General features: G+C 67.0%; 19 protein-coding genes. 5 read left to right on the forward strand and 14 right to left on the reverse strand.

The features are described from left to right. Window position 1: 1 nt before the first annotated feature. The gene (gene metK / locus AC6UUM_RS00910) at window positions 2-1,252 is read right to left on the reverse strand and encodes a methionine adenosyltransferase (RefSeq protein ID WP_500803475.1); all 1,251 of its coding nucleotides are present in this window, start codon (window positions 1,250-1,252) and stop codon (window positions 2-4) included. A gap of 97 nt (window positions 1,253-1,349) precedes the next feature. Next, entirely contained in the window at window positions 1,350-3,164 is a 1,815-nt protein-coding gene (gene lnt, locus AC6UUM_RS00915) for an apolipoprotein N-acyltransferase (protein ID WP_500803476.1), read from the reverse strand. Between the two features lie 141 nt (window positions 3,165-3,305). Here lnt and AC6UUM_RS00920 point away from each other — a divergent pair, with 141 nt between their 5' ends. Then, window positions 3,306-4,058: an ATP-binding cassette domain-containing protein gene (locus tag AC6UUM_RS00920; protein ID WP_500804877.1), complete on the forward strand. Its 753-nt coding sequence runs from the start codon at window positions 3,306-3,308 to the stop codon at window positions 4,056-4,058. Further along, a complete protein-coding gene (locus AC6UUM_RS00925) occupies window positions 4,055-5,578 on the forward strand; it encodes an ABC transporter permease/substrate-binding protein (protein WP_500803477.1) in 1,524 nt (507 codons plus the stop codon). Before AC6UUM_RS00920 ends, AC6UUM_RS00925 begins: the two co-directional genes overlap by 4 nt. A gap of 142 nt (window positions 5,579-5,720) precedes the next feature. Here AC6UUM_RS00925 and AC6UUM_RS00930 read toward each other — a convergent pair whose 3' ends face one another. Both AC6UUM_RS00930 and AC6UUM_RS00935 read right to left on the reverse strand, forming a co-directional pair. Then, window positions 5,721-7,127: an aminotransferase gene (locus AC6UUM_RS00930; RefSeq protein ID WP_500803478.1), complete on the reverse strand. Its 1,407-nt coding sequence runs from the start codon at window positions 7,125-7,127 to the stop codon at window positions 5,721-5,723. 44 nt (window positions 7,128-7,171) lie between these two features. After that, window positions 7,172-8,848, reverse strand: coding sequence for a DUF885 family protein (locus AC6UUM_RS00935; protein ID WP_500803479.1), 1,677 nt, complete (start codon window positions 8,846-8,848; stop codon window positions 7,172-7,174). Window positions 8,849-8,984: 136 nt separating this feature from the next. Between AC6UUM_RS00935 and AC6UUM_RS00940 the strand changes: the two genes are divergently transcribed. Beyond that, the gene (locus tag AC6UUM_RS00940) at window positions 8,985-10,607 is read left to right on the forward strand and encodes a DUF885 family protein (RefSeq protein WP_500803480.1); all 1,623 of its coding nucleotides are present in this window, start codon (window positions 8,985-8,987) and stop codon (window positions 10,605-10,607) included. A 7-nt stretch (window positions 10,608-10,614) separates the two neighbouring features. On the opposite strand, the gene AC6UUM_RS00945 is transcribed toward AC6UUM_RS00940, so the two are convergent. From AC6UUM_RS00945 to AC6UUM_RS00990, 10 genes are all read right to left on the reverse strand, one after another. Then, a complete protein-coding gene (locus AC6UUM_RS00945) occupies window positions 10,615-11,946 on the reverse strand; it encodes a M24 family metallopeptidase (protein ID WP_500803481.1) in 1,332 nt (443 codons plus the stop codon). Further along, entirely contained in the window at window positions 11,943-13,040 is a 1,098-nt protein-coding gene (locus AC6UUM_RS00950) for an oxidoreductase (protein ID WP_500803482.1), read from the reverse strand. The genes AC6UUM_RS00945 and AC6UUM_RS00950 overlap by 4 nt, the downstream gene beginning before the upstream one ends. Next, entirely contained in the window at window positions 13,037-13,981 is a 945-nt protein-coding gene (locus AC6UUM_RS00955; RefSeq protein ID WP_500803483.1) for a dihydrodipicolinate synthase family protein, read from the reverse strand. The genes AC6UUM_RS00950 and AC6UUM_RS00955 overlap by 4 nt, the downstream gene beginning before the upstream one ends. Window positions 13,982-14,078: 97 nt before the next feature. Beyond that, window positions 14,079-14,816, reverse strand: coding sequence for an amino acid ABC transporter ATP-binding protein (locus AC6UUM_RS00960; RefSeq protein ID WP_500803484.1), 738 nt, complete (start codon window positions 14,814-14,816; stop codon window positions 14,079-14,081). Further along, window positions 14,794-15,480, reverse strand: coding sequence for an amino acid ABC transporter permease (locus AC6UUM_RS00965; protein ID WP_500803485.1), 687 nt, complete (start codon window positions 15,478-15,480; stop codon window positions 14,794-14,796). The genes AC6UUM_RS00960 and AC6UUM_RS00965 overlap by 23 nt, the downstream gene beginning before the upstream one ends. Further along, window positions 15,480-16,958, reverse strand: coding sequence for an ABC transporter substrate-binding protein/permease (locus AC6UUM_RS00970; RefSeq protein ID WP_500803486.1), 1,479 nt, complete (start codon window positions 16,956-16,958; stop codon window positions 15,480-15,482). The genes AC6UUM_RS00965 and AC6UUM_RS00970 overlap by 1 nt, the downstream gene beginning before the upstream one ends. 2 nt (window positions 16,959-16,960) lie before the next feature. Further along, window positions 16,961-18,640, reverse strand: a complete 1,680-nt coding sequence (locus AC6UUM_RS00975; RefSeq protein WP_500803487.1) for an FAD-dependent oxidoreductase — start codon at window positions 18,638-18,640, stop codon at window positions 16,961-16,963. Between the two features lie 5 nt (window positions 18,641-18,645). Next, entirely contained in the window at window positions 18,646-19,422 is a 777-nt protein-coding gene (locus AC6UUM_RS00980) for an SDR family NAD(P)-dependent oxidoreductase (RefSeq protein WP_500803488.1), read from the reverse strand. Between the two features lie 3 nt (window positions 19,423-19,425). Next, entirely contained in the window at window positions 19,426-20,538 is a 1,113-nt protein-coding gene (ald, locus tag AC6UUM_RS00985) for an alanine dehydrogenase (protein WP_500803489.1), read from the reverse strand. A gap of 39 nt (window positions 20,539-20,577) precedes the next feature. Next, the gene (locus tag AC6UUM_RS00990) at window positions 20,578-22,038 is read right to left on the reverse strand and encodes a class I adenylate-forming enzyme family protein (protein ID WP_500803490.1); all 1,461 of its coding nucleotides are present in this window, start codon (window positions 22,036-22,038) and stop codon (window positions 20,578-20,580) included. 92 nt (window positions 22,039-22,130) lie between these two features. Here AC6UUM_RS00990 and AC6UUM_RS00995 point away from each other — a divergent pair, with 92 nt between their 5' ends. Next, on the forward strand, window positions 22,131-23,522 hold the full coding sequence (locus AC6UUM_RS00995) for a PLP-dependent aminotransferase family protein (RefSeq protein WP_500803491.1): 1,392 nt from the start codon (window positions 22,131-22,133) through the stop codon (window positions 23,520-23,522). Beyond that, window positions 23,519-25,039, forward strand: a complete 1,521-nt coding sequence (gcvPB, locus tag AC6UUM_RS01000; RefSeq protein ID WP_500803492.1) for an aminomethyl-transferring glycine dehydrogenase subunit GcvPB — start codon at window positions 23,519-23,521, stop codon at window positions 25,037-25,039. Before AC6UUM_RS00995 ends, gcvPB begins: the two co-directional genes overlap by 4 nt. Window positions 25,040-25,082 lie beyond the last annotated feature (43 nt).

The raw sequence follows: 25,082 nt of genomic DNA on the forward strand, positions 1-25,082 counted from the left end.
GTCAGAGCAGGGCCTTCAGCGCATCGCCCAGATCGAGCTTTTCCCAGCTGAACCCGCCGTCGGCATCCGGGGTGCGGCCGAAATGGCCATAGGCGGCGCTGCGCTGGTAGATCGGCTTGTTGAGCTTGAGCTGGGTGCGGATGCCGCGCGGGGTGAGCGCGAAGCCGAGCCGCGTCGGATCGCCGAGCAGTGCTTCCACCGCGGCTTCGGGAACCTTGCCCGTGCCGTGCAGATCGACATGGATCGACAGCGGCTCGGCGACGCCGATGGCATAGGAAAGCTGGATCGTGCAGCGCCGGCCCAGACCGGCCCCGACAATATTCTTGGCGAGATAGCGGCAGACATAGGCGGCTGAACGATCGACCTTGGTCGGATCCTTGCCGCTGAACGCACCGCCGCCGTGCGGAGCGGCGCCGCCATAGGTATCAACGATGATCTTGCGGCCGGTCACGCCGGCATCGCCATCCGGGCCGCCAATTTCGAACTTGCCGGTGGGATTGATGTGGATGGCGGTTTCGGGCGTAATGAAGCCGTGTGGCAGCACATCGGCAAACACGCCCATCACATAATCGCGCAGCTGGGCATATTTGGCGGCATCACCGCCCTGCTTGCCGTCTTTTTCCCACGGGATGCAATAATCCGGCGCATGCTGGGTGGAAACGACAAGCGCGGCGGCGCGTACCGGCACTTCGTTTTCATAGGCCAGGGTCACCTGGCTCTTGGCGTCGGGTTCCAGAAACGGTGCAGCGCCGCTGTGGCGATCTTCGGCCATGCGGGCGAGAATGCGGTGCGAATAATAAAGGGTGGCCGGCATGTAATCCGGCGTTTCATCGGTGGCATAGCCGAACATGATGCCCTGGTCGCCGGCGCCTTCTTCCTTGTTGCCGGCGCTGTCCACGCCCTGCGCAATGTCGGACGATTGCGGATGCAGATGGTTTTCAAAGGTGAGGTTCTGCCAGTGGAACCCATCCTGTTCATACCCGATGCGCTTCACCGTTTCGCGCACGGCGCGCTGGATATCTTCTTGGGCGCCCGGTTCCCAATTGCCGGCCGTGTCGATCATGCCGCGGCCGCGCACTTCGCCGGCCAACACCACCCGCTGCGTGGTGGTGAGCGTTTCGCAGGCCACACGCGCTTCGGGATCACGCGACAGGAACAGATCGACGACGGCATCGGAAATCTGGTCCGCCACCTTGTCGGGATGGCCTTCGGACACGGATTCGGAGGTGAACAGGAAAGACGAGCGGCCCATGATCATACCCAATATTGCTGCGAGCCGCCGTCATACGCAGGCATCCGCAGCCGCGCAAGTCATATAACGGGAAGTTTATATCCCGAATTGCGGATGATCAGGCCAGGTCCAGACGCCCGGCGCTTTGCCGTTGCAGCAGCAGTGCCAGCCCCGCCAGCAGCGCCGCACCCAGCAGCGCCAGCACCGGCCCGCCACGCGTGAACGGCGGCGCCGGCAGCGGGGGCGGCAAGGTGGTGACAATGGCTTCGGCGACGCCGTTCTGCAGCTGGCTGAGCACGCGGCCATGGCCGTCGATCACCACCGTTTGACCGGTGGGGGTGGCCCTCGCGATCGGCAGACCTTCCTCGATGGCGCGCAGCCGGGCCTGCGCCACATGCTGCGGCGGACCCCAGGTACCGAACCAGGCATCATTCGACACGTTGGCGATCCAGGCCGGGCGGGTACCGGCCTGCACCACCGCCTGCGGGAAGGCGATTTCATAACAGATCACCGGCGCCACCCCCAGAAAGCCGGGCAGCAGCAGCGTGCGCGGCCCAGGGCCAGAGGCAAAATCACTGTCGCCGGGCACCAGCCGGGCTATGCCCAGCGGCTCCAGCACGTTGCGCCACGGCACATATTCGCCCATCGGCACCAGATGCGCCTTGTCATAACGGCCGCGGATGCGGCCCGCGGCATCGATCACAAACAACGTGTTGGAATAGCGGGCCCCACCATTTGCGGTGCCGCCTTCCCGTTTCACACCGGTGCCGCCGGCCAACAACAGATCACCGGGGCGCAGCACGCTCGCGATCCGGGCGCGGGTGGCCGTGTCTTGCTCGATCAGGCCGTCGATGGCCCCTTCGGCCCACAGCACCAGTGCCGGCGTGGTCGCCACAGACTGGCGCCGCGCGATCTGCGGATTGCCGCCGGGCCCAGCCACCTGGGCTTCACCCGTGTCGCGAGCGGCACCTTCCAGCAATTCGAGGCTGGAGCGGTTCTCGTTTCCGATTTCACTTGAGGGTGGCACTGTCAGGCCGGCGGCCACATCGTTCTGCATTTCGCCCGTCACCTTGCCGACACCGGGGCGCAGGGGCGTTTCCACGCCTTCGGCCTCGCCGATCTCGGTTTCGCTGATCGACGTGTCCGGCAGATCGGACCGCGCATTGGCTTCCACCCGCAGCAGCGCGGCCTGCGTCAACTCGAGATGGGTTGTGAGATGTTCCTCCACGGCGGCCGCGTCATAACGCTCACCCTGGCCGATGCCGGATTGCACCACGACCAGTGGCGAACCGAGAAAGCCGGTTTCCACGATCCCGGCGTTGCCGACCAACCCGGCGACAAAGGTCGCGCCGATCAGCCCGCCGCCGCTGACGCGGGCAATGCGGTCCGGCCCCACCACCAACCACAGCAGCCCGGCAGCCGCCAGCAAGGCGATCAGGGACAGGCCGATGGCGCCAACCGTGGCGGCAAGTTGCGCCACCCCGCCCACTGGCAGCCAGAGGGCACCGAGCGGATTCCAGGCAAAGCCGGTGAGCAGAAGCCCACGCGCCCATTCCGCCGGAATCCACAGCGCACACAGCGCCAATATCCGCGCCTGCGGCGCACGCAGAACCGCGGCCAGGCCCGCGGGTAACGCCACGAACAGCGCCAGATACATGGCCAGGCCGACGACGGCCACCCAGCCGAGCGCCGGGGGCATCTTTGCCTGGAACGTGAAGGCGGTGGCAATCCAGTTCAGGGAGACGGCAAACATGCCGGTGCCGAACAACCAGCCGATCATCCCGGCCGACCACGGCCCACGGGCGCGGGACACCAGCCACAGCAGCCCGGCCAGCGCGGCGATCGCCAGCGGCCACAGATTGAGCGGTGCAAAGCCCAGCGCAGCCAGACAACCGGCGACAAGGGCGAGCGGCAGAACAAGGCGATTTGGCATGGGCCCATGGGTTAGCCTGTGGCGCGCTCGCGCGCCAGTGGCGTTTTGGGGCTGGGGCGCAGCGACGGCCTGTGCCAAAAGGCGGTTATGGGGCGGGATCCACCAAGCGATGATCAGGCAGCGAATGTGCCTGCTTTGGTGATGGCTGGAGTCACGCTGGCGCTGGGTGGCCGCCCAGTGCTGCGCGGCATCGATCTGGCGATTCCGCCGGGCGCGCTGGTTGCACTGGTCGGTGGATCGGGGGCCGGCAAAACCAGTCTCCTGCGCCTGGTCAACCGCATGGTGCAGCCCGATACCGGCGCGATCCGCATCGATGGCGTGGATGTGGCGGGCATCGATACCGAAACCCTGCGGCGCGGCATCGGCTATGCCGTGCAAGGTGGCGGGCTGTTTCCGCACTGGACGGTGGCCGACAATATCGCTGCGGTGCCTTGGCTGATGGGCTGGGACAAGCCACGCCGGCTGGCGCGCGCCGCCGAACTGATGCAATTGGTGGAATTGCCGGCGCATCTGGCGGGGCGGTTTCCGCGCGAATTGTCGGGCGGGCAGGCCAGCCGGGTCGGGCTGGCGCGGGCGCTGGCGGTCTCCCCGCGCCTGTTGCTGCTGGATGAACCCTTCGGTGCGCTCGATCCCGAAACCCGCACCGCGCTGGCCGATCGGCTGGTGGCGCTGCACCGCGCGCAGGGGCTGACGACCATATTGGTCACCCATGATCTGGTGGATGCGCTGTTGCGGGCCGATCTGATGCTGGTGCTTGATGCCGGGCAGATCGTCGCCTGCGGGCCGCCGGCAGCGGTGGTGGCCAATCCGCACCCGGCGGTGCAGGCGCTGGTGGCCGGGCCGTTGGCGCAGGCGCAGTTACTGTCCGGGTTGGGGGCGGGGTTACAGGCATGAGCGGGCTGGCGGTGCTGCCCTCGGCGCTGGCGGCGCACCTGGCGATCAGCGCGGCGGCGCTGCTGCTGGCCCTGGTGGTGGCGGTGCCGCTGGCGCTGTTGATGCCGGCGCGACCGTGGCTGCGGCGCGGCGTGATGGGCTTTGCCAGCGTGGTGCAGACGGTGCCGGCACTGGCGCTGCTGGCGCTGTTCTTTCCGTTGCTGGTGCTGCTGCGCAATGTCACCGGTCTGCCGGTACCGTCACTGGGGTTGTTGCCGTCGTTGCTGGCGCTGGCGCTCTATGCGCTGCTGCCGTTGCTGCGCGGGCTGGCGGGCGGATTGGCCGCCGTGCCCGATGGCGTGCGCGATGCCGCCCGCGCCATCGGCATGAACGATTGGCAGCGTCTGTTCCATGTCGAGCTGTCGCTGGCGGCGCCGGTGGTGATGGGCGGTGTGCGCACCGCCGCGGTGTGGACCATCGGCGCCGCCACGCTGGCCACCATGGTCGGGCAGAAAAGTCTGGGCGATCTGATCTTTGCCGGTTTGCAGTTGCAGGATTGGCAGCAGGTGTTGCTGGGGTGCGTCGCGGCGGCCGGGGTGGCGTTGCTGGTGGATGGCGCGCTCGGCTGGTGCCAGGCCGGCATTGCGCAGCGCCGCTGGCGCCCGGCGGCGCAAGGCCTGATCCTGCTGGCGCTGATCGCTGGCGGCGTCACCGGTTGGTGGTGGCAAGCGCGCCCGGCCTCTGCGAAGCCGGCCGTGACCATCGGCACCAAGACCTTTTCCGAACAATATATATTGGCCGAACTGATCGCAGGTGATCTTGCCAGCATCGGCCAGCCGGCCAGCATCCGGTCCGGCCTGGGATCCGGCATCGCCTTCCAGAGCGTGGCGGCCGGCGGCATCGATATCGGCATCGATTACAGCGGCACCTTGTGGACCCAGGCGCTGGGCCGCACCGACACACCGCCGCGCGATGTGATGCTGCCCACCCTCGCCCGCGATCTGAAGGCGCGATACGGCGTGACGGTGGCAGCGCGGCTGGGATTTGAAAATGCCTATGCGCTGGCGATGCGCCGCAAGGATGCGACGCGGCTGGGGGTGAAGACCATCAGCGATCTGGCGCGCGTGTCCGGCAAATTGCGGCTGGCCACCGATCTGGAGTTTCAATCGCGCGCCGAGTGGGCGGCGCTGCAGCGCGCCTATGGCCTGGGCTTTGCCAGTATCCGCGCCTTTACGCCGGTGCTGATGATGGCGGCGCTGAACGATGGCTCGGCGGATATCATCACCGCCTACAGCAGCGACGGCACGCTGGCCGGCAATGATCTGGTGCTGATCATCGACGATCGCAGCGCCTTGCCGGCCTATGATGCGCTGCTGCTGGTGGCGCCTGGCCGCGACGCACTGGTGAAGCGGCTGGCGCGATATGAAGGCCGCATCCCGGTGGAAGCGATGCGCGAAGCCAATTGGCAGGCTGATCGGCCGAAAGACAAGCGCAGCCCGGCGCAGGCGGCGCAGTGGCTGAAGGCGAAGACGGGGTTGTAGGGCCGGCTTCGTCGCTGGAATCCAGTCATGCTGGCGCAGGCCAGCATCCAGCGTGCCGCCTGGGCACCCTTATGCCAACACAGAGACGCGTCCCGCACTGGATGCTGGCCTGCGCCAGCATGACTGGTTTCTTTTGAGGACGTTAGAACTGCCCCGCCGTGCGCAATTCGCCCATCACTTCGTCGGCCGCTTCGCGGAACACCGCTACCACCGTGTCGATCTCGTCGCGGGTGATGACGAACGGCGGTGAGAAGGCGACCGAATCCGACGACGGCAGCGCGCGGCCGATCACGCCGCGGGCGCGCGCCGCATTCACCACGCGCGCGGAGACCTTCAGCGCCGGATCGAATGCCAGCGGCCGGCCTTCGCCGTCACGGCCGGCAATGAACTCCACCGCGCCGATCAACGCCTGGCCGCGCACATCGCCGACCAGCGGATGGTTGCCGAACGCCGCGCGCAGCGCTTCCTGCATATAATTGCCCGTCACCGCGGCTTGCGCCACCAGATTTTCGGACACGATGATATCGAGATTGGCCATCGCCACGGCAGCGCCAACCGGGTGGCCGCTGTAGGTATAGCCATGGCCGAAGGCGCCAAAACGGCCTTCGGCGCTGCGCATCACCTGCCACACCCCATCGGAGACGATGCAGGCCGACAGCGGGAAATAGGCGGAGGTCAGGCCCTTGGCCACGGTGATCATGTCGGGTTCGATGCCAAACACTTCGCAGCCGAACATGGCCCCCAGCCGTCCAAAGCCGCAGATCACTTCATCGGCGATGAGCAATATGTCGTGCTTCTTCAGGATCGGCTGGATGGCCTGGTAATAGCCGGCGGGCGGGGCGTGCACGCCGCCGGCGCCCATCAACGGCTCCATGATCATCGCCGCGATGGTGTCGGCGCCTTCACGGGCGATGGTGGCTTCCAGATCATCGGCCAGTTTCTGCGCGAACTCTGCTTCCGACAGGCCATGGCCTTCCCAGATCCGGCGCGGCGCCATCACATGATGCACGCCGGGCAGCGGCAAGCCAAAGCCATCGTGCAGCCCGGTGAGCCCGGTCAACCCGGCGGTCATCACCGTCACGCCGTGATAGCCGCGGGTGCGCGCCAGCATCTTGCGTTTGCCGGGCTTGCCCTTGGCGGCATGATACAGCCAGGCGATCTTCACCTGGGTGTCGTTGGCATCCGATCCGCTGTTGCCATAGAACACCTTCTTCATGCCCGCCGGCGCCATCCCGACCAGCCGCGCCGACAATTGCGCCACCACATCATTCGCCATGCTGGAAAAGCCGTGGAAATACGGCAGCCGCTCGGCCTGCACCCGCATGGCTTCGGCCAGTTCCGGCCGGCCATAGCCGACATTGACGCACCACAGCCCGGCCAGCGCATCGATATACACGCGGCCGTGCACATCGGTCAGCCGCGCACCCTGCCCCGCCACCATCATCGCCGCCGGGCCATGATCTTCATGATCGGCGGCCATGGTGAACGGATGGAAGACATGGGCCTGATCCATGGCGATCAGGTCGGCAGCGCTGAGCGGGCGATTCATCTTCGGGCTTTCGGGCAAGAGAGTGCGGGAGGATAGACGCCGCTTCACGCCGGCGGAAGGGGGGCCATCCGCCAGAAATTCTTCACCTCATCGTCGCGGCCGGTCATGTCGTACCGGATCAGGCTGAACGGAATGCGGCCGATGGTCATCACCCGGTCGTGAAAGCGCTTCAGATCGAACTTTTCGCCGTCCTGGAAGCGCACGTCGGCCAGCAATTTCTGCATCTCGATCATGCCGATCGTGTAACCGATGCCATAGCCCGGCGGGCGCCGCAGATAGATTTCGGCATCGACCCGCGCGACACTTTCATCGAGCCACGGCGTATATTGCCGCCATTCGACGATCACGTCCTTCACGCCCTTGCGGTTCAGTTGCAGATCGACGTCGCCGGCCACGCGCACGGCGCGGAAAATACCGAAAATGTCGATCAGCTCGCGCACCCGCGGCCGGCCCTCCATGAAACCGAGCTTCTGGCTGGCTTCTTCCAGATAGACGCCCCAGCCTTCGGCGCGCACGCCATCGCCGATCTTGGAACGGATCGGGTGCTTGTCGCGCTTGCCCATGTTGCCGTCAAAGGCGTGGCCAGGGATGGTGGCGTGGAACAGATCGGGGCTGGCATCGCGATATTGGATTTCCTCCCAGAAATTGCGGCCACCCGGCCGCTCGATCCACGGCACGTTGACATACAGCGGCCCGATATCATCCGGGACGGTGATGATATCCTCGTCCTTCAGCCACTGGGTGATGGCGGCCTTGGTGTCGGCGCGGCGGCGCTCATACTCTTCCTTGCTGGCCGCGGGCAGCAGCGGCGGCAGCTTGCGGTTGCGATGCTCCTCCAGCGCGTGGATCGCCCACAATCGCTGCGATTCGCGCGCACCCAGCACATAAAGCTGATCGGCATTGTAGGGCAGCAGCTTGACGTTCTTCAGATACCAGTTGAAGCGCGCTTCTCCCACGCCGGCCTTGGCGGTCATTTTCGGGCGGTTGGCCTTCAGCCAGTCGCGAAAGCCCAGCGCCGCGCTGCGCGCCGCCATGATGTCGGGCAGCAGTTCGGGCTGCTTGTCCTTGGCGCGCGCGGCGATATCGTCGAACCAGCCGATCACGCCGGCCGGCGGCACCGGCCGCCACGGGTGCTGGTGCCCGACGCCATCGGCGTTTTCCAGATTGTACAGCGCCAGATCGGCATAATCGGCGGCGGCCTCGGTCAGCGTGCGCTTGCCCTGTTCGGCCAGCTGCGGGATCAGCCGCAACCGCGCCACCAGCCGGTCCTTGTCGGCGCCGCTGACCGGCAGTTCAGTCATCGGCGGATACAGCATCTGATCGACATAATGGCCGGGATCGCGCGAAAACGGCTTGGAAACCTGCAGCCAGAACATGTGCTGCGCCATCTTGGATCGCACCGCCAGCCAATCGGCCTGCTCGGCGCGGTTGAAGCTGGCGACATTCATGTCCTGCACCCGCGCCATCAGCGCATTCAGCTCGCGGCTTTGGCGCGCGATGGTCTGCGGTGTATAATCGGGCAGGCTGGCGCCTTCACGCGCGTCGCGCCAGGCGAGGAATTCGGCCCACAGCGCGTTCAGCGCCTTGTAATCACCGCGGCCCTGGGGCGGACCGGCCGGCGCGACAGTCGCCGCCTGCACCGGGGCGGCCATCATCAACGCCGCCGGGGCCCCCAACACCAGCGCCAGCGCCGATGCCATCATTGCCATTTGCCGCGTCATGCCCATCCCCTTATCCTGCCCAAAAACCATGATGCCAGCCTGCCGGGCAGCCCGGCACACGTCAATAGATTTGCGCGCTTGGCGAACCAATGTATTCTATGCGAACAACTGCGAAGCCGAACCTGGGGGTGCCTGCATGAAGTTTCTGATCGCAATCGCTGCGGCCCTGGTGGCGGCTGCGCCGGCCTGGGCCAGCAGACCGGCCGAGTTGCACGCCTTGTTCGCCGATTGGCGGCGCTTCCACAATGCCACCGTGGCGGGCGTGCCCGATTATACGCCGGCCGCCAATGCGGCGCGCGCCGCGGGCCTGGTGCAATATCAGGCACGGCTGAAGGCGATCGACACGACAGGCTGGACGGTGGCCGACAAGGTCGATCGCGAACTGGTGCAGGCCGAGCTGAACGGGCTGAAATTCTTCCTGGAAACGCTGAAGCCTTGGGCGCGCGACCCGGCCTGGTATGCCAGCGTGTGGACGGCGCAGAGCGACACGCCGGCCCATGAAGGCCCGGTGCATGTGGCCCCGATCGAATTGTGGCAATACAGCTTCCCGCTGAACAAGGCCGATGCGGCGAAGCTGGCCGGCGAACTGGCGCATATCCCGCCGCTGCTGACCCAGGCGCGCAGCAACCTGACCGGCAATGCCGCCGATATCTGGAACGCCAGCCCCATTTCGCTGGGCGAACAGGCGGATGCGCTGCGCGATCTGCAAGCCAAGGTGAAGGGCAACAAGCCGCTGGAAAAAGCCACCGCCGACGCGCTGGCCGCAACGGAAAGCTTCATCGCCTGGGTGAAGGCCGAAGCGCCGAAGAAGACCGGGCCTTCGGGCGTCGGCATCGAGGCCTACAACTGGTTCCTTAAGCATGTGCAGCTGTCGCCCTACACATGGTCCGACGAGGTGGCGATCCTGAAGCGCGAACTCGCCCGCGCCCATAGCGGCCTGCGTCTGGAGGAAAATCACCACAAGGGCCTGCCGGCGCTGACCAGCCCGGCCAGCCAGGCCGAATGGGATGCCAAGAGCCGCAAGGACATCGATCACTTCATCGAGTTCATGGACAAGACCGGCGTCGCCACCATCCGCCCCTATATGAAGCCGGAACTGGTCAAGCGCATCGGCACATGGCTGCCGGCCGAAAGCCAAAATTTCTTCGCCATCGCGCAGGGCCGTGCGCCGAACAGCCTGTTCGCGCATTTCTACCACTGGTGGGATCTGGCCGAGATGCAGGAGCGCCCGAACCCCTCGCCGATCCGGAAGGGTGCGCTGCTCTACAATATCTGGCTCAGCCGCGCCGAGGGCAATGCCACCGCGATGGAAGCGATGATGCTGGATGCCGGCCTGTTCGACAAGGAACCGCGCAGCCGCGAAGTGGTGTGGATCATGCAGGCCCAGCGCGCGGCGCGCGGGCTGGCGTCGCTGTATGCGCAGGCCAATCAGATCGATCTGAAGGCGGCGATGGCCATGCAGGTCGGCCGCACGCCCAATGGCTGGATGAGCCCCGATCTGCCGTTGCTCGGCTTTGAACAATCGCTCTATCTGCGCTTTCCCGGCTATGGCCCCAGCTACATCACCGGCAAGGCGCAGGTGGAACGGCTGTTCGCCGAACTGGCCGAACAGGAACGCGCCGGGCTACCGGGCGGCACGTTCAGCGTGAAGGGCTTCTACGATCGCTTCGGTGATTTCGGCATGATCCCGCTGACGATGATCCGCTGGCAATGGCTGGGCGCCACCGACGAGGTGACCGCGATGGGCATCACGCCGTAAGCGGCCGTTACTTCGCCCCGCGCGGGATCAGCAGCAATTCCGTCTGCCGGCCATCGATCCAGCGCCAGTCCTTGCCGTTGAAATATCCGTCCACTTCCAGCGGGAAGCGCACCTCGCTGCCGCCCCATTCCGGCACCTTGTGCAGCGCAGCCAGCTCGATCGACCAGGCGGTATCGGGATAGATGCGATATTCGCCGAGGCCGGGGATGATGTCCTGCCGTTCCCAGGCGCCGATCCACGGGCCGGCGCCGTGGCCGTGCTGGCCGATGGCGTGGGTGTAGATGATCGGGTTCAGGCCCTGTGCGATGGCCTTGGCGCGCGCGGCGGCGAGCAGTTGATTGCCGGTGAGGCCAACACGGAAGCTGCTGGTCAGCGCATCCTGCACCTTGTTGGCGGCGGCCATGCCGGCCTTCAGGCCCGCCGGTGCCTCGGTCTCGCCGGGTTTGAGCACATAGGCCAGCATCTGCGTATCGGTTTTCAGGCCCATCATGCCGGCACAGAAATCGACATGCAGCAGATCGCCGGGCATGATCACGTTGTTTTCGGGCAGGGTCTGCCGGCCCGGCGTGACGGCGGCGGCATTGGCGCGCTGAATGTTCACCGATGGCTGGCACCAGGCATCCTGGCGCAGATCGGCCAGACGCTCGCGATACCACCACACGACATCCTGCGTGGTGGTGACGCCGGGCGTGATCACCTTTTCCGACAGGCCTTCGGGGATCAGCGCATGGGCGACGCGCATGATGCCCTGATAGACGTCGAGGTCTTCGGGCGTGCGGGTTTCCAGCACGCCCAGCGCCAGCCGGTCATGGCTTTCGATGCGGCTGGCCAGCGGGCCGAGCGCGGCGACAAGTTGGCGATGTTCGCCCACGGTCATACCATCGGCGAGGCCGAAATCGCGGCTGATGTTGACGGCGATGCGCTTGGGTTTGCGCTCATTCACCAGCTGCGCGACGCGCGCCCATTGATCGGGCTGCGCTTCCGGAGTCCACGCCGACGGGAAAAGATCACCGACCGGATAGCGGGCGATGGCGAAGCGTTCGACGCTGGTGCCATTGTCGAAGAAGATCAGCACCATGCGCCGCCGCGCCGAGGCCCAGGTGGCGGGCAGCATGGCCTTGACCACCGGGTCTTCATTATATTCGCGGGCGACGAGGATCCACATGTCCACGCCGACCTCGCGCATGATGCGCGGCACCACCGTATCGAGCCGCGCCTTGACCAGCCGATCATGGGTGGCAACGCGATCGCGCAAGGGCGGCACGCCGGGGCGTTGGTAATCCTGCGCCAGCGTCGGTGCGGCAGCGGCCAGCAACAGCGCGGCAAACAGCGTCTTCATGGCTTCATCCCCTCATATTTGCGGCGTTCCAGCCAGAAATGCAGGCCCGGCGGCAGCACCCGCCAGGGTTGTTCCACGCCAAGTTCGCGCGCGCAGCGCAGCACGAAACCGGAATCGGCCAGCAGTTCACGGCCTACCGCCACCAGATCGGCCGCCCCGTCCGCGATCACGCCATTGGCCAGCGGACCGTCCATGATCAGCCCGACGGCCATGCTCGGCACGCCGCTGGCTTTCACGGCGGCGGCGAGCGGCACCATGTAACCGGGCGCCGGCGGGCTGCCGGTGACGCCCGAAGGCCCGCTGCTGCCGCCGGACGAACAATCGACCATATCGACACCCACGGTGTGCAGCCGCTGCGCCAACACTGTCGTGTCCTCGATCGTCACGCCGGTATCCACCGCCGACGTGCGCCAGAACAGCGGCATCGTTTCGGGAATGGCGGCGCGCACGGCGCGGGCCAGCATCTCGGCGAACAAGCCGCGATCCTGGCCGAATATATCATCGCGCTGGTTGCTGACCGGCGACAGGAAGCTGCCGGCGAGATAGCCATGGGCGCCGTGCAATTCGATGAAATCGAAGCCGGCCGCGACGCTGCGCCGGGCTGCGGCGACGAAGGCGGCGATCACCGCGTCGATATCGGCGGCGGTGAGCGCCTGTGGCACCTGCCAGCCGTCGCCAAAGGCGATTCCGCTGGGGGCGACGCTGGCCCACCAATCCGGATGATCAGCCGGCAGCGGCCGCGCGCCGTCAAACGGCGTGGCGGCAGCGGCCTTGCGCCCGGCATGGCCAAGCTGGATGCCGACCGGCACGCCTTGATCACGGTACAGCGCGGTCAGGGCGCCGAGGCCGGGCAGATGATCGTCGCTCCAGATGCCAAGGCAGCCCGGCGTGATGCGGCCTTCCGGCAGCACCGCCGTCGCTTCGAAGATCGCCCCGCCCAGCCCGGACAGCGACAGCCGGCCATGATGGGCGGTGTGCCAGCGCTGCGCCACGCCATCGACAGCGTGATACTGGCACATGGGGGAGAGGAGGATGCGATTGGGAAAGGTCACGCTGCGGATGGACAGCGGCATGAACAGGCCGGGCACACTCATGCCGCGGCGCGCCCGTCAATCTCGATCAGCGCGGCGTCAATCTCGTCAAACACGGCGCGGATGGCCTTCACCTTCGTGCGGCCTTCTTCGCCCAGCGCGGCGAACTTGGTCAGCGGATCGCGCACATCGCCGACCGGATAGCCCTGGGCCGCGGCCAGCGCCTTGGAATAGCATTGGTGGCCATAAGTCGGGTGGCCTTCGGCAATGACACGATCGAACTTGTGCACCAGATGCTGGATGCGCGCCGCCTCCTTGATGCGGCCTTCTTCCAGCAGATTCCACATGCGGGTCGTCTGATAGGGCAGATAATTGCCATAGGGGTTCACATAACCGACGGCGCCGAGCAGAAAGCTTTCCACCGGCTTTTCGCCGGCAAACACGTTCATGACACCGTGGGTTTCCTCGATGATCTCGAACACGCGGGCGATGTCCTGGCTGGCTTCCTTGATGTAGCGCACCTGTTCGAACGCCGCGGTCAGCCGCGCCACCAGCGCCGCCTTCATGTCGCGGTTGGAGGTGAACGGGTTGTTGTAAATCATGATCGGCAGTTGCACATCAGCGCAAATTGCCTTGTAATAGTTGAAGATTTCATCATCGGTGGGCGTGTAGTAATAAGGCGGGATGATCATCAGGCCATCGGCGCCCAGATCCTGCGCTTCGCGGCTGTAGCGCACGGCGCTGGCGGTATAGGCGTTCATGGTGCCGACCATCACCTGGTAGCGCCCCGCCGCATGCTTGACGGTCGCATCGACCAGCCGGCGGCGTTCATCGTCGGAAATGGTCAGGAATTCGCCGGTGGTGCCCAGGATGATCACGCCGGGCACGCCGCTTTCCAGCTGCCAATCCAGAAACGCATGCAGCCGGCCGAGATCGATATCGCTGCCGCTGTCGTTGAAGGGGGTGACAATCACTGAATGGCTGCCGCGAAAGGCCTTGGTCATGGAAAAATCCCTGTCTGAAGCTCGAAAACCGTCGATTTTCGCACAAATGCAAGCATAGCGAACACAACGGCGGCGGAAAAGCGCCGTGTTGGCAGCATCAATGTCGGATGATGGCGCGCATGAACGCTTGCGTGCGCGGCAGCGTCGGCGCGGTGAACATCGCTGCGGGCGGCCCGCGTTCGATCACTTGGCCGGCGTCCATCATCACCACCTGCGTGGAAATCTCGCGGACGAAGGCCATTTCGTGGCTGACGATCACCATGGTGATGCCGGTCGCCGCCAGATCACGCACCGTATCGAGCACTTCACCCACCCGTTCGGGATCGAGCGCGGAGGTGACTTCATCGAGCAGCAGGATATCGGGCTGCATGGCCAGCGCCCGCGCGATCGCCACGCGCTGTTGCTGCCCGCCCGACAATTGCGCCGGATATTTGTGCCAGTGATCAGCCAGCCCGACGCGGGCCAGCAGATCGCGCCCGCGCGCCTCCGCCTCTGCCTCTGGCACGCCCAGCGCCCGCACCGGGGCCAGTGTGACATTGGCCAGCGCGGTCATGTTCTGGAACAGGTTGTACTGCTGGAACACCATGGTCATGCGCCGGCGCAGCGCCGTGAGCGCCGGTTTGCTGGCATAATCCACCGCCGCGCCATCGAGCAGCACCTGGCCGCCGCTGGCCGGGGTGAGGCCCATCAGCACGCGCAGCAGGGTGGATTTGCCCGATCCCGATGGCCCGATCAGGCTGATGATGTCGCCGCGCGCCGCGGTGAGGCTGACACCGTTCAAGATGGGCGCGCCGCCATAGCCGGCGCACAGATCAGCGATGGTGAGCAGCGCCACGGCGGGTCTCCAGCAGAGTTTCGAGGGCCTTGGCCGCACGGCCCAGCGGCCAGCTGAGCAGCGCATAGAGGATCAGCACGGCGCCGAAGCCGAGCAGGGGCGACGTGCCCTTGTTGACGAGGATCTTGCCGGCAAAGGCCAGTTCAACGACGCCGACATGGCTGGCCAGCGCCGTATCCTTGATGAACATCACCATGAAGGCAGCGGCCGGCGGCAGGATCACGCCCCAGGCCTGCGGCAGGATCACCAGCCGCAGCGTATCCAGCCACGACAGCCCGAGCATGGCAGCCGAATCGCGCTGCGCCTGCGGCACCGATTCAAGGCCAGCGCGGACAATCTCGGACAGATAGGCCGATGCCGCCAGCGTGACGGCGATGGTGGCGACACCGATCAGCGACAGATCGGGCGCCACCGCCTGCACGCAGAACAGCACCAGCATCAGGATCACCAGGAACGGCAGCCGCCGGAAGATTTCGACATGGGCCGCCGCCAGGATGCGCGCCGGGGCCAGCCAGCCCGCGCGGCTGCCGCGCAGCACCGCCAGCGCGCCGCCCAGCGCCAGCCCGATGCTGCAACCGATCAGGGTCATCAACAACGTGCGGCCCAGCGCAGCCGCCAGGAACAGCGCCGTATCGGCGGTGAAAAAGGCATCCGCGCCAGCCATCAGCGGTGCAGTTTCAGCACATGGCGGCCGAACAGCGCCAGCGCGCCCGACGCGATCAGGGTGAGCAAGATGTAGATGAGCCCGGTGACCGCGAATGTCTCGATGGTGCGCAGATTGGCGGTGGAGATGTTGATGGCACGTCCCGTCAGCTCCTCCACCCCGAACAGCGCCGCCATCGAGCTGCCCAGCACCAGCACGATGAAGAAATTGGCGAGCGGGCGATAGACCGCCGCAACGATGGCCGGCAGCATGACAAAGCGCAGCCGATCGCGCGCCGACAGGCCGAGCACCGCAGCCGCCTCCAGCTCCGAGGCGCGCAGCGCCGCGATGCCGCCGCGCAGGATATCGGCCAGATAGGCGGCGGCGTTGAGCGTGAGCCCCAGCGTGACCGCGACAAACGCCGGCAACAGCACGCCGGCATCGGGCAGCGCATAATAGAGCAGAAAAATCTGCACCAGCGCCGGCGTGTTGGTGATGGCCGACACATAGGCGCCGGCCGCTTGGCTCGCCCAGGCCGGGCCGCTGTGCCGGGCCAGCGCCAGACCCAGGCCGAGTACGGCGCCGGCCGCAAAGGCAAAGCTGGCGATCTGCAGGCTGACCAAGGCACCGCCGGCCAGATAGGGCAGCGCCGCGATCACCGGTTGCCAATCAAAGCGATAGCCACCGTCGCCGGTGCTGGCCGCCACGGCACGTAGCTGTTCCGGCCCAGGCGGCACCGTCATCGGCGCGCCATAGGCAGCGCGCCACAGCCGATCAATGCTGCCATCGCGGTGCAGGGCGATCAGCGCGGTATCGATGGCGGACCGCAACGGCTCATTGCCCTTGGGCAGGCCGATGCCGCACCAGGCGGTGAAGATGGGTTCGGACAGCACCCGCCACGCGATATCGGGATAGAGCCGGGTGAAGCCGATGAAGAAATCGACATTTTCCACCAGCGCATCGGCGCGCCCCTGCGCAATTGCGCGGATGGTATCGGCATTGCCATCGACCAGCAGGCGTTTTGGCAGCGGCAGTTTCTCGGCCAGCACGGAGACGGACTGGTTGCCGCGCATGTTGACCAGCGTGATGTCGGGCCGGTTCAGTTGCTGCCAGCGGGTGACCGGTGTGGCCGCGGTGGTGATCACGCCCATGGCTTCGCTGTGCAGCGGCACCGAAAAATCGATCAACGCCCGGCGTTCCGGCGTGATGGTGAGCGCGCCCAGCGAGACATCGATGCGCCCCGACACCAGGAAGGGCACGCGGCTCGCCGCTTCGGTGGGCACGAGTTCGGCGCGCACGCCCAGCCGCTGCGCCAGCGCGCGTGCCACATTGACGTCAAAGCCCTGCAACTGGCCACCGGGGCCATAGCTGCTCATCGGCGGGAAATTCGGATTGACGCCCACGCGCAGCACGCCGCTGGCCTTGATCGTGGCCAGGTCGCGCGCGGCGACAGGAGCGGCGAGCAACAGCAGGAGGAGGGCGATGAGCCGGCGCAGCATCTTCAGCGCTCCAGCGCCGCGATGGCGGCGATGGGGACCGGTTTGAACGGCGGGCGCGGTGCGAAGGCTTCGGGCGGGCTGCCGGCGTCGGCCAGCAGTGCAGCCAATTGCGGCGCGCAATAACGGCCCTGGCAGCGGCCCATGCCGACGCGGGTGGCGCGCTTGATGCTGCCGATGTCGCGCGTGCCTGCCGCGATCAGCGTTTCGATGCGCGCCCGCGAAACGGATTCGCAGCGGCAGACCAGGGTTTCAGGCGTCGTCTGCGGTGCGGCCCCAGGCAGCGGCGCAAACATCTGCCACAGCCCGCGTTGAAAGCGTTGCGCGCGGGCCAGATCGCGCTGCGCCTGCACGTCCTGCCGTTCCAGAGCGGGCGGCAAGCTGCCGATCAGGTCGCGGGCGGCCGCCGCGCCGGCCAACGAGCCTTGCGCCTGCGCCGCCACCGCGCCGCCGAGGCCGCCGCCATCGCCGGCGACGAACACGCCATGCAGCGACGTGCGCCCGCTGGCGTCGCGCTGCACCGAAAGGCCATCGTGCGCCATGGCGCAGCCCAGGGCGCGCGGCAGTTCGGCTTGCGGCAGGAAACCGGCGCCGATGCACACGGCGTCGATCGCGAACCAACGCTCGCTGTCGCTGCCGGTGGCGGCCACGGCCACCGCCTCGGCACGGGTAGTGCCCGTAATGCGGGTGACGGCGTGGCCGAACAGCAAGGGCACGCCGGCGCGCGCCAGCCGCGCCAGTTGCGCTGCGCCGGTGATGGCCAGGGCGGGGTGGCTGCGCACCATCGCCGCCAGCGCGCCGATCTGGCCCAGGCCGGGCCGCGGCGCCCGTTCGACCACGGCCACCACGGTAACGCCAGCCGCCAGCAGTTCACAGGCCAGTTGCAGATTGAGCGGGCCGTTGCCGGCGACCAGCACGCGGCTGCCGGGCGCCACTGCACTGCCGCGCAGCAGCGTTTGCGCCGCACCAGTGGTCATCACGCCGGGCAATGTCCAGCCCGGCACCGGCCACGGCCGTTCCATGGCGCCGGCCGCGACCACCAGCCGGCGGGCGTGGACCTGGGTGGGGCCATCGGGCGTCGTGATCGCGACGTTCACGCCATCGCCATCCGGGGCGGCGTGCCAGGCCATGCTGCCGCGCCAGATGTCCGCGCCGCTGGCAATCGCTTGCGCGATCAGCATGCGGCCGGCGGCGAACTGCCGGTCGATGGCGGTCGCATCGACGGTCAGGCCATCGCCCGGCTGCTTGAAATATTGGCCGCCGGGCTTGGCGCGTTCATCGACCAAGATCACCGACAGGCCGGCAGCGCGCGCCGCCAGCGTGGCTGCCAATCCAGCCGGGCCGGCCCCCACCACCAGCAGATCGCAGCTGTGACGGCTGAGCGTTTGCGTCGGCTGCGGCTGGGCCACCACGCGCGCCGGCAGTGGCTCCACGTGTTGGCCGGGTGCAGCTGCGGTCATGCAGGCGCGGCGCGGCGCGCCATCCACCAACACGCTGCATTCGCCGCACACGCCCATGCCGCAATAAAGACCGCGTTTCTCGCCTTGTTCGGTTTGGCGCAGCGCTGGTTCGCCCGCCGCCAGCAGCGCCGCCGCCAGCGTTTCGCCGGGGAAGGCGCGGATACTGCGGCCGGCAAATTGCAGGCCAAAGCCAGGGCCAGCGCGCTCTACCCCAGGCAGGCTCACCCGCATCAGCGGATATAGCTCGCGCCGTTGACGTCGAGCGTCGCGCCCGAAAGCTGCGGCACCGCGCCCGACGCCAGAAACGCCACCAGCCGGCCGAGCTCATCCGGCGTCACCCATTCGCCGCTGGCCAGCGTGGCCGATACTGCGGCTTCACCGCCATTGGTGGCCGCGAATTGTTCGGAAAGCCGCGTGCGCACGACGCCCGGCGTGATGACATAAGCCAGGATTTTCTGCCGTGCATAGGCGCGGGCAATGGATTGGGTGGCGGCGCGGATCGCGGCCTTCGATGCGCCATAGGCGATGGTGGCCGGATTGGTGACGCCGCGCTGCGCCGCCCAGCTGCCGATGCTGATGATCGCGCCGGAACCTTCATCGAGATAATGTTGCACGGCGCGGCGCATCAGCCGGGCCGGCGCCTTCACATTCACGTCGAACGCCGCATCCCACACCGCGTCCCAATGATCGAGCGGCGCATCGATGCCGCCGGAAAAATCCATGATGGCCGCGTTGTTCACCAGCACGTCGATGCGCCCGCGCCAGGCCTGCGCCGCATCCCACAGCGATTCGACCGCATTCAGATCGGCAAGATCGGCCTGCACCAGCAACAGGCGCTCAGGCGGGATGGCAGCGGTGGCAGCTTCGGCGCCGGCGCGGTCGCTGCCATAGTGCGCCACCAGATGCGCGCCGGCTGCGCCCAATATCGCCGCCGTGGCCGCGCCGATGCCCTTGGACGCGCCGGTGAGCAGGATGGTCTTGCCGGTCAGATCAACTGCGGGGTGCATGGCTCAGGCCAGCACCGACAGCGGATCATGATGGGACAGGCCCAGCGCTGCCGCCACGGCCGCGTTGGTGATCTGCCCGCGATGCACGTTCAGCCCGGCGCGCAGGCCGGTGTCGGCGTGGAGCGCGCCGAGGCCCTGGCTCGCCAGCGCCAGCATATAGGGCAAGGTCGCATTGTTCAGCGCCGCGCTGCTGGTTTTCGGCACCGCGCCGGGCATGTTGGCGACGCAATAATGGATGATGCCGTCCACATCATAGGTGGGATCATCATGGGTGGTCGGCCGGCTGGTTTCGGCGCAGCCGCCCTGATCGATGGCGACATCGACAATCACCGCGCCGGGGATCATCAGCTTCAGATCAGCGCGGGTGATCAGCTTGGGCGCGCTGGCGCCGGGGATCAGCGCCGCGCCCACCACCACGTCGGCGGCAGCCAGTTCCTCCTCCAGCACGGCGCGGCTGCCAGCGCGGGTGCGCACGCGGCCACCGAAAAGATCATCGAGCCGGCGCAATTGCGGCAAGGAGCGATCGATGATCGTCACCTCCGCACCCAGCCCCACCGCCATGCGCGCGGCCTGGGTGCCGACGACGCCGCCGCCGATGATCACCACCCGCGCCGGCTTCACGCCCGGCACCCCGCCCAGCAGCAGCCCCATGCCGCCGGCATGGCGGCGCAGCGCCTGGCCCGCCGCTTCGATGGCCAACCGGCCCGCCACTTCGCTCATCGGCGCGAGCAGCGGCAGATGGCCGGCCGCATCGGTAACGGTTTCATAGGCGATGGCGGTGCAGCGCGAGGCGATCAGGCCGTGCGCCTGATCGGGATCGGGGGCGAGGTGGAGATAGGTGAACAAGATCTGCCCGTCGCGCAATTGCACCCATTCGCGCGCCTGCGGCTCCTTCACCTTCACGATCATGTCGGCGCGGGCGAAGACGCTGGCGGCGTCGGCAGCGATTTCTGCGCCGGCCGCCATATAGGCCGCATCATCGGCGCCGATGCCGGCCCCCGCCCCGGTTTCGACCAGCACGCGGTGGCCGTGCACCACACACTCGCGCACGCTGCCGGGGGTCAGCCCGACCCGATATTCGTGGCGCTTGATTTCGCGGGGGACACCGATGAGCATGATGGAAGGTCCTGACTGTGGGGCACGGTGACTATGGGCTCAGACCGGGGCGGAGCGCCAGCCATCGCGCAACTGTCGTTTCAACACCTTGCCGATCTCGCTGCGCGGCAGTTCAGACAGTTGTTCAATGCCAGCCAAGCGTTGCGTCTTGCCGAGCCGCGCATTGGCCCATTCCAGCAGCACTTGGCGGTCAATGGCTTCGCGCAGCACCACGAACGCCACCGGCGATTCGCCCCACGCCGCCGACGGCACGCCGACCACGGCGGCATCCTGCACCGCCGGATGCGCCATCAGCACCTGTTCCAGATCGATGGGATAGATGTTGAAGCCGCCGGAAATCACCACATCCTTGGCGCGGTCGAGCAGGGTCAGGAAACCGTCCGCATCGAAGCGCCCGATATCGCCGGTTCGGATGAAACGCTCGCCGGCTGGGCTGTACCACTCGGCAGCGCGGGTCGCATCCGGCAGCTTGTGATATCCGGTCATCATCGCCGGGGAGCGGCCGACGACTTCGCCGGTGGCGCCGGGCGGCAGTTCATGGCCCTCGTCATCGATGATGCGGATGTCGCTGCCCGCCGCCGGTTGGCCGACCGTCGCCAGCTTGTCCGGGTGTTCGTGGCATTGCAGGATGCAGGTGCCGCCGCCTTCGGTCATGCCATAATATTCGGTGAGGCCGCCGGGCCAGCGCGCCAGCACCTGTGCCTTCAGGGCCGCCGAAAACGGTGCCGAGGTGCAGAATTTGCGGCGCCAGCTGGACACATCGAAACGGTCGAAGTCCGGATGGTCCATGATCCGCTGATATTGCACCGGCACCAGCATGGTGTGGGTGGCGCGGGTGCGCTGACCAAGATCGAGAAATTCGGTGACGGAAAATTTCGGCAGCAACACCAAGGTGCCACCCAGGCCGAGCGTCGGGATGACGCTGACCAGGGTGGTATTGCTGTACAGCGGCGTCGCCACCAGCGTGACAGAGTCAGCGCCATAGCCCTGCGTCACCCCGCGCTGCACATGCGCCCAGCGCTGGCGGTGCGGCTGCACGATGCCTTTCGGCCGGCCGGTGGTGCCGCTGCTGTAGATCAGGTTGAACGGATCGTCAGGGCTGATCGCCACCGCTGGCGGCGCGGTGCCGGGCGGCGGCAGCCAGGCCTCCAGACGGGCAAGCGCCGCATCATCGAAGAACAGCGCCGCATCGGCATCGGCCACCATGGTGGCGATGGTGTCCGCGGTGGCGGATTGCGGCAACGGCGCCACCGCCAGGCCGGCGCGCAGCGCACCCAGCCACAGCACCAGATAATCCGGCTGCATGGTCGCGGAAATGGCGATGCAGTCACCCTTGCCCAGGCCATCGCGGGCCAGCGCGGCGGCAACGCGGTCCATGCGGGCATCGAGCGCCGCCCAGCCCAGCGCAACATCGCCGCAGAGGATTGCCGGCTTGTCACCCTGGCGGGCATAGAACCGAATCAGATCGGGCAGCGGGGTGAACTGGTCCGGCAACATCATCGCGTTTCTACACTGGCTTCCCTTGTGCGCAATATGTCATACTGTGCGATATGCGCACCGCGGCCCCGCCATCCGCCGTTCATGAGAGAGTGATGACCAGCCGCGCCCACCCGTTCATGTCCAACGACACGCCAGCCCGCAAAGCCGAATTGCTTGGGCTTCTGGGGCTGGACAGCGTCGCACCCCTGTTTGCCCAGATCCCGGCCGCGCATCGGCTGACCGCATTGCCCGATCTGCCGCCGGCGCTGACCAGCGAGGTCGAACTCGCGCGCTATCTGAAAGAAACGTTGGGGCGAAACCGCCCGGCCGCTGACAGCTTGAGCTTTCTGGGTGGCGGCATCTGGCAACATCATGTGCCGGCGGTGGTTGATGAAATCGTCGGCCGCAGTGAATTCCTGACGCCCGTCTGGGGCACACCGAGCAGCGATTTCGGCCGCAATCAGGCCTGGTTCGAATTCAGCAGCCAGTTGGGCGCGCTGTTGCAAATGGAGCTGGTCGGCCTGCCGGTCTACAGCTGGGGCGCGGCGCTGGGCCATGCGGCGCGCATGGCGCTGCGGCTGAAGCAAGGAGACTCTGGCAAGCAACGCCTGCTGGTGCCGGCCGCCATGTGCCCGCAGCGCCGCGCGGTGCTGGATGCCTATGCCGAGTCCGCCGATCCCGCCATGCACCTGGTGGTGGAGGCGGTGCCGTGTGACGCGGTCGGTCGCATCGATCTGGCGGCGCTGGCGGGCATGATCGGCGCGGATGTCGCGGCGGTCTATTACGAAAATCCGGCCTGGGCGGGCGGGCTGGAAACCAGCGCCGCCGCGCTGGCCAACCTGGCCCACGCGGCTGGCGCGCTGGTGATTGCTGGCGTCGATCCATCCTGCCTGGGCGTGATCGCGCCGCCTGGCGCCTTGGGCGCCGATATCGCGGTTGGTACCATCCAGCCGCTGGGCATCCATATGCATGCCGGCGGCGGGCTGGGCGGCTTCATCGCCAGCGCCGACGATCCGCGCATCGCAGCGGAATATCCGACCCTGCTGAACAGTCTGGCGACCACGGTGGATGGCCGCATGGGCTTTGGCCTGATGCTGTTCCACCAATCCAGCTATGGCAGCCGCGAGCTGGGCAAGGACTGGACCGGCAACAGCACCTATTTGTGGGCGATCGCGGCGGCGGCCTATATGGCGCTGCTGGGGCCGGCAGGCTTTGCCGAGCTGGGCCGCCTGATCCTCGCGCGCACTGCCCTGCTGGCCGACACGCTGGCGGCGGTGCCGGGCGTCACGGTGCCGGTGCGGCGCGGGTTGTTCAAGGAGGTGCTGGTGGATTTTTCGGCGACCCACCGCGATGTCGCCAGCATCAATGCCGCCTTGCTCGACCGGCACGGCATCTTCGGCGGCATCGCCATCGACCCGCATCGTGCGATCTTTGCCGTCACCGAATGCCATGGCGAAGCCGACATTGCCCGGCTTGGCGCGGCGCTGAAGGCAGTGCTGGCATGAGCCGATTGCGCCGCTTCCACGCCGCCCGCTGGGACGAACCGCTGATCCACCGCATCGGTGCGCCCGGCCGGCGCGGGCAGCATTTCCCGCTGGTGGATGCGGCCGATCTGGTGCCGGCGGGGTTGGCGCGCGCCACCGCCCCCGATCTGCCCGAACTCGCGGAGCCCGAGGTGCTGCACCATTATCTGCGGCTGTCCCAGGAAACCATGGGCATGCTGGGGGTCAGCCTGTTCGGCACCTGCACGATGAAATACAACCCCCGCGTGGGCGAACAGGCGGCGCGCGCGCTGGCCGGCGTGCATCCGCAGCAACCTGCGGAAACGCTGCAGGGCCTGCTGGCATGCGTGCATGGCCTTGATCTCGCCTTGCGCGCACTGTCGGGCATGGATCGCTTCACCTTTCAGGCGGCCGGCGGTGCGGATGCCGCCTGGACGCAGGCGGTGATCACAAGGGCCTGGCATGCGGCGCGTGGGGAGGGGAACAGCCGCACCCAGATCATCACCAGCCTGCAAAGCCACCCCTGCAACCCGGCCACCGCAGCGACGGCCGGGTACGAGATCATCACGCTGCCGCTGGGCGCGCAAGGCTATCCCAGTATCGATGCGCTGAAGGCCGCGCTGGGGCCAAGCACGGCGGCGTTGATGATCAACAATCCCGACGACATGGGGGTGTATAATCCCGAAATCGCCGAATGGGTGCGGCTGACAAAGGCCGCCGGCGCGCTGGCATTTTATGACCATGCCAATTTCAACGGCGTGATGACCAAGATCCGCGCGCGCGATCTCGGTTTCGATGCCTGCATGTTCATGCTGCACAAGACGTTCGGCGTGTCCAAGGGCGGCGGCGGCCCGGCGGTAGGGGCCTATGGCTGCACGGCGGAACTGGCGCCGTTCCTGCCCGGGCCGCTGGTGACCGAGGCGGCTGGCCAATTTGCGCTGGAACAGCCCGCCCACATGGCGGCGCGCGTGCGCGAATATATGGGCAATCTGCAACAGGTGGTGAAGGCCTGGGCCTGGCTCCGGGCGATGGGCGCCCAAGGCCTGGCCGATGCGGCCGACATGTCGGTGCTGCTCAACAATTACATGGAAACGCGGCTGCTGGGCTTGCGCGGGGTGACGCGATCGCATCCCGATCAGGCACTGCCGCGGCTGGAGATGACCCGCTACAGCCTGGGCACGCTGTTTGAAGAGACCGGGGTGAGCGCGGTCGATGTGCAGAACCGCATGGCCGATTTCGGCATCGATGCCTTCTGGCTGAGCCACGAACCATGGATCGTGCCGCAGCCCTTCACGCCCGAAGCCGGCGAGATGTGGTCCAAGGAGGATATCGATTACTGGATCGACGGGCTGGAGGCCGTGATCGCCGAAGCCTATGCCGATCCGGCACGCGTGCTGGCGGCGCCGCACAACCAGGTGGTGGGCAAGCTGGACGCCAGCAATCTGGATGATCCGGCGAACTGGGCTACGACCTGGGCGGCCTGGCGGCGCAAACAGGGTGACCGCCTGCCGGGCGAATGACGGCGCGCAGAGGCAACAACCGCGCGTTCCGTGAAATCAATAG

Source organism: Sandarakinorhabdus sp. (assembly GCF_987265915.1).

Coding starts and splice junctions, on each gene's coding strand:
- AC6UUM_RS00955 (WP_500803483.1), bottom strand. CDS start 13,981: ATGACCAAGGCCTTTCGCGGCAGCCATTCAGTGATTGTCACCCCCTTC.
- AC6UUM_RS00945 (WP_500803481.1), bottom strand. CDS start 11,946: ATGAAGACGCTGTTTGCCGCGCTGTTGCTGGCCGCTGCCGCACCGACG.
- AC6UUM_RS00925 (WP_500803477.1), top strand. CDS start 4,055: ATGAGCGGGCTGGCGGTGCTGCCCTCGGCGCTGGCGGCGCACCTGGCG.
- AC6UUM_RS00995 (WP_500803491.1), top strand. CDS start 22,131: ATGACCAGCCGCGCCCACCCGTTCATGTCCAACGACACGCCAGCCCGC.
- AC6UUM_RS00940 (WP_500803480.1), top strand. CDS start 8,985: ATGAAGTTTCTGATCGCAATCGCTGCGGCCCTGGTGGCGGCTGCGCCG.
- AC6UUM_RS00965 (WP_500803485.1), bottom strand. CDS start 15,480: ATGGCTGGCGCGGATGCCTTTTTCACCGCCGATACGGCGCTGTTCCTG.
- ald (WP_500803489.1), bottom strand. CDS start 20,538: ATGCTCATCGGTGTCCCCCGCGAAATCAAGCGCCACGAATATCGGGTC.
- AC6UUM_RS00970 (WP_500803486.1), bottom strand. CDS start 16,958: ATGCTGCGCCGGCTCATCGCCCTCCTCCTGCTGTTGCTCGCCGCTCCT.
- AC6UUM_RS00935 (WP_500803479.1), bottom strand. CDS start 8,848: ATGACGCGGCAAATGGCAATGATGGCATCGGCGCTGGCGCTGGTGTTG.
- lnt (WP_500803476.1), bottom strand. CDS start 3,164: ATGCCAAATCGCCTTGTTCTGCCGCTCGCCCTTGTCGCCGGTTGTCTG.
- AC6UUM_RS00990 (WP_500803490.1), bottom strand. CDS start 22,038: ATGATGTTGCCGGACCAGTTCACCCCGCTGCCCGATCTGATTCGGTTC.
- metK (WP_500803475.1), bottom strand. CDS start 1,252: ATGGGCCGCTCGTCTTTCCTGTTCACCTCCGAATCCGTGTCCGAAGGC.
- gcvPB (WP_500803492.1), top strand. CDS start 23,519: ATGAGCCGATTGCGCCGCTTCCACGCCGCCCGCTGGGACGAACCGCTG.
- AC6UUM_RS00980 (WP_500803488.1), bottom strand. CDS start 19,422: ATGCACCCCGCAGTTGATCTGACCGGCAAGACCATCCTGCTCACCGGC.
- AC6UUM_RS00920 (WP_500804877.1), top strand. CDS start 3,306: ATGGCTGGAGTCACGCTGGCGCTGGGTGGCCGCCCAGTGCTGCGCGGC.
- AC6UUM_RS00950 (WP_500803482.1), bottom strand. CDS start 13,040: ATGAGTGTGCCCGGCCTGTTCATGCCGCTGTCCATCCGCAGCGTGACC.
- AC6UUM_RS00930 (WP_500803478.1), bottom strand. CDS start 7,127: ATGAATCGCCCGCTCAGCGCTGCCGACCTGATCGCCATGGATCAGGCC.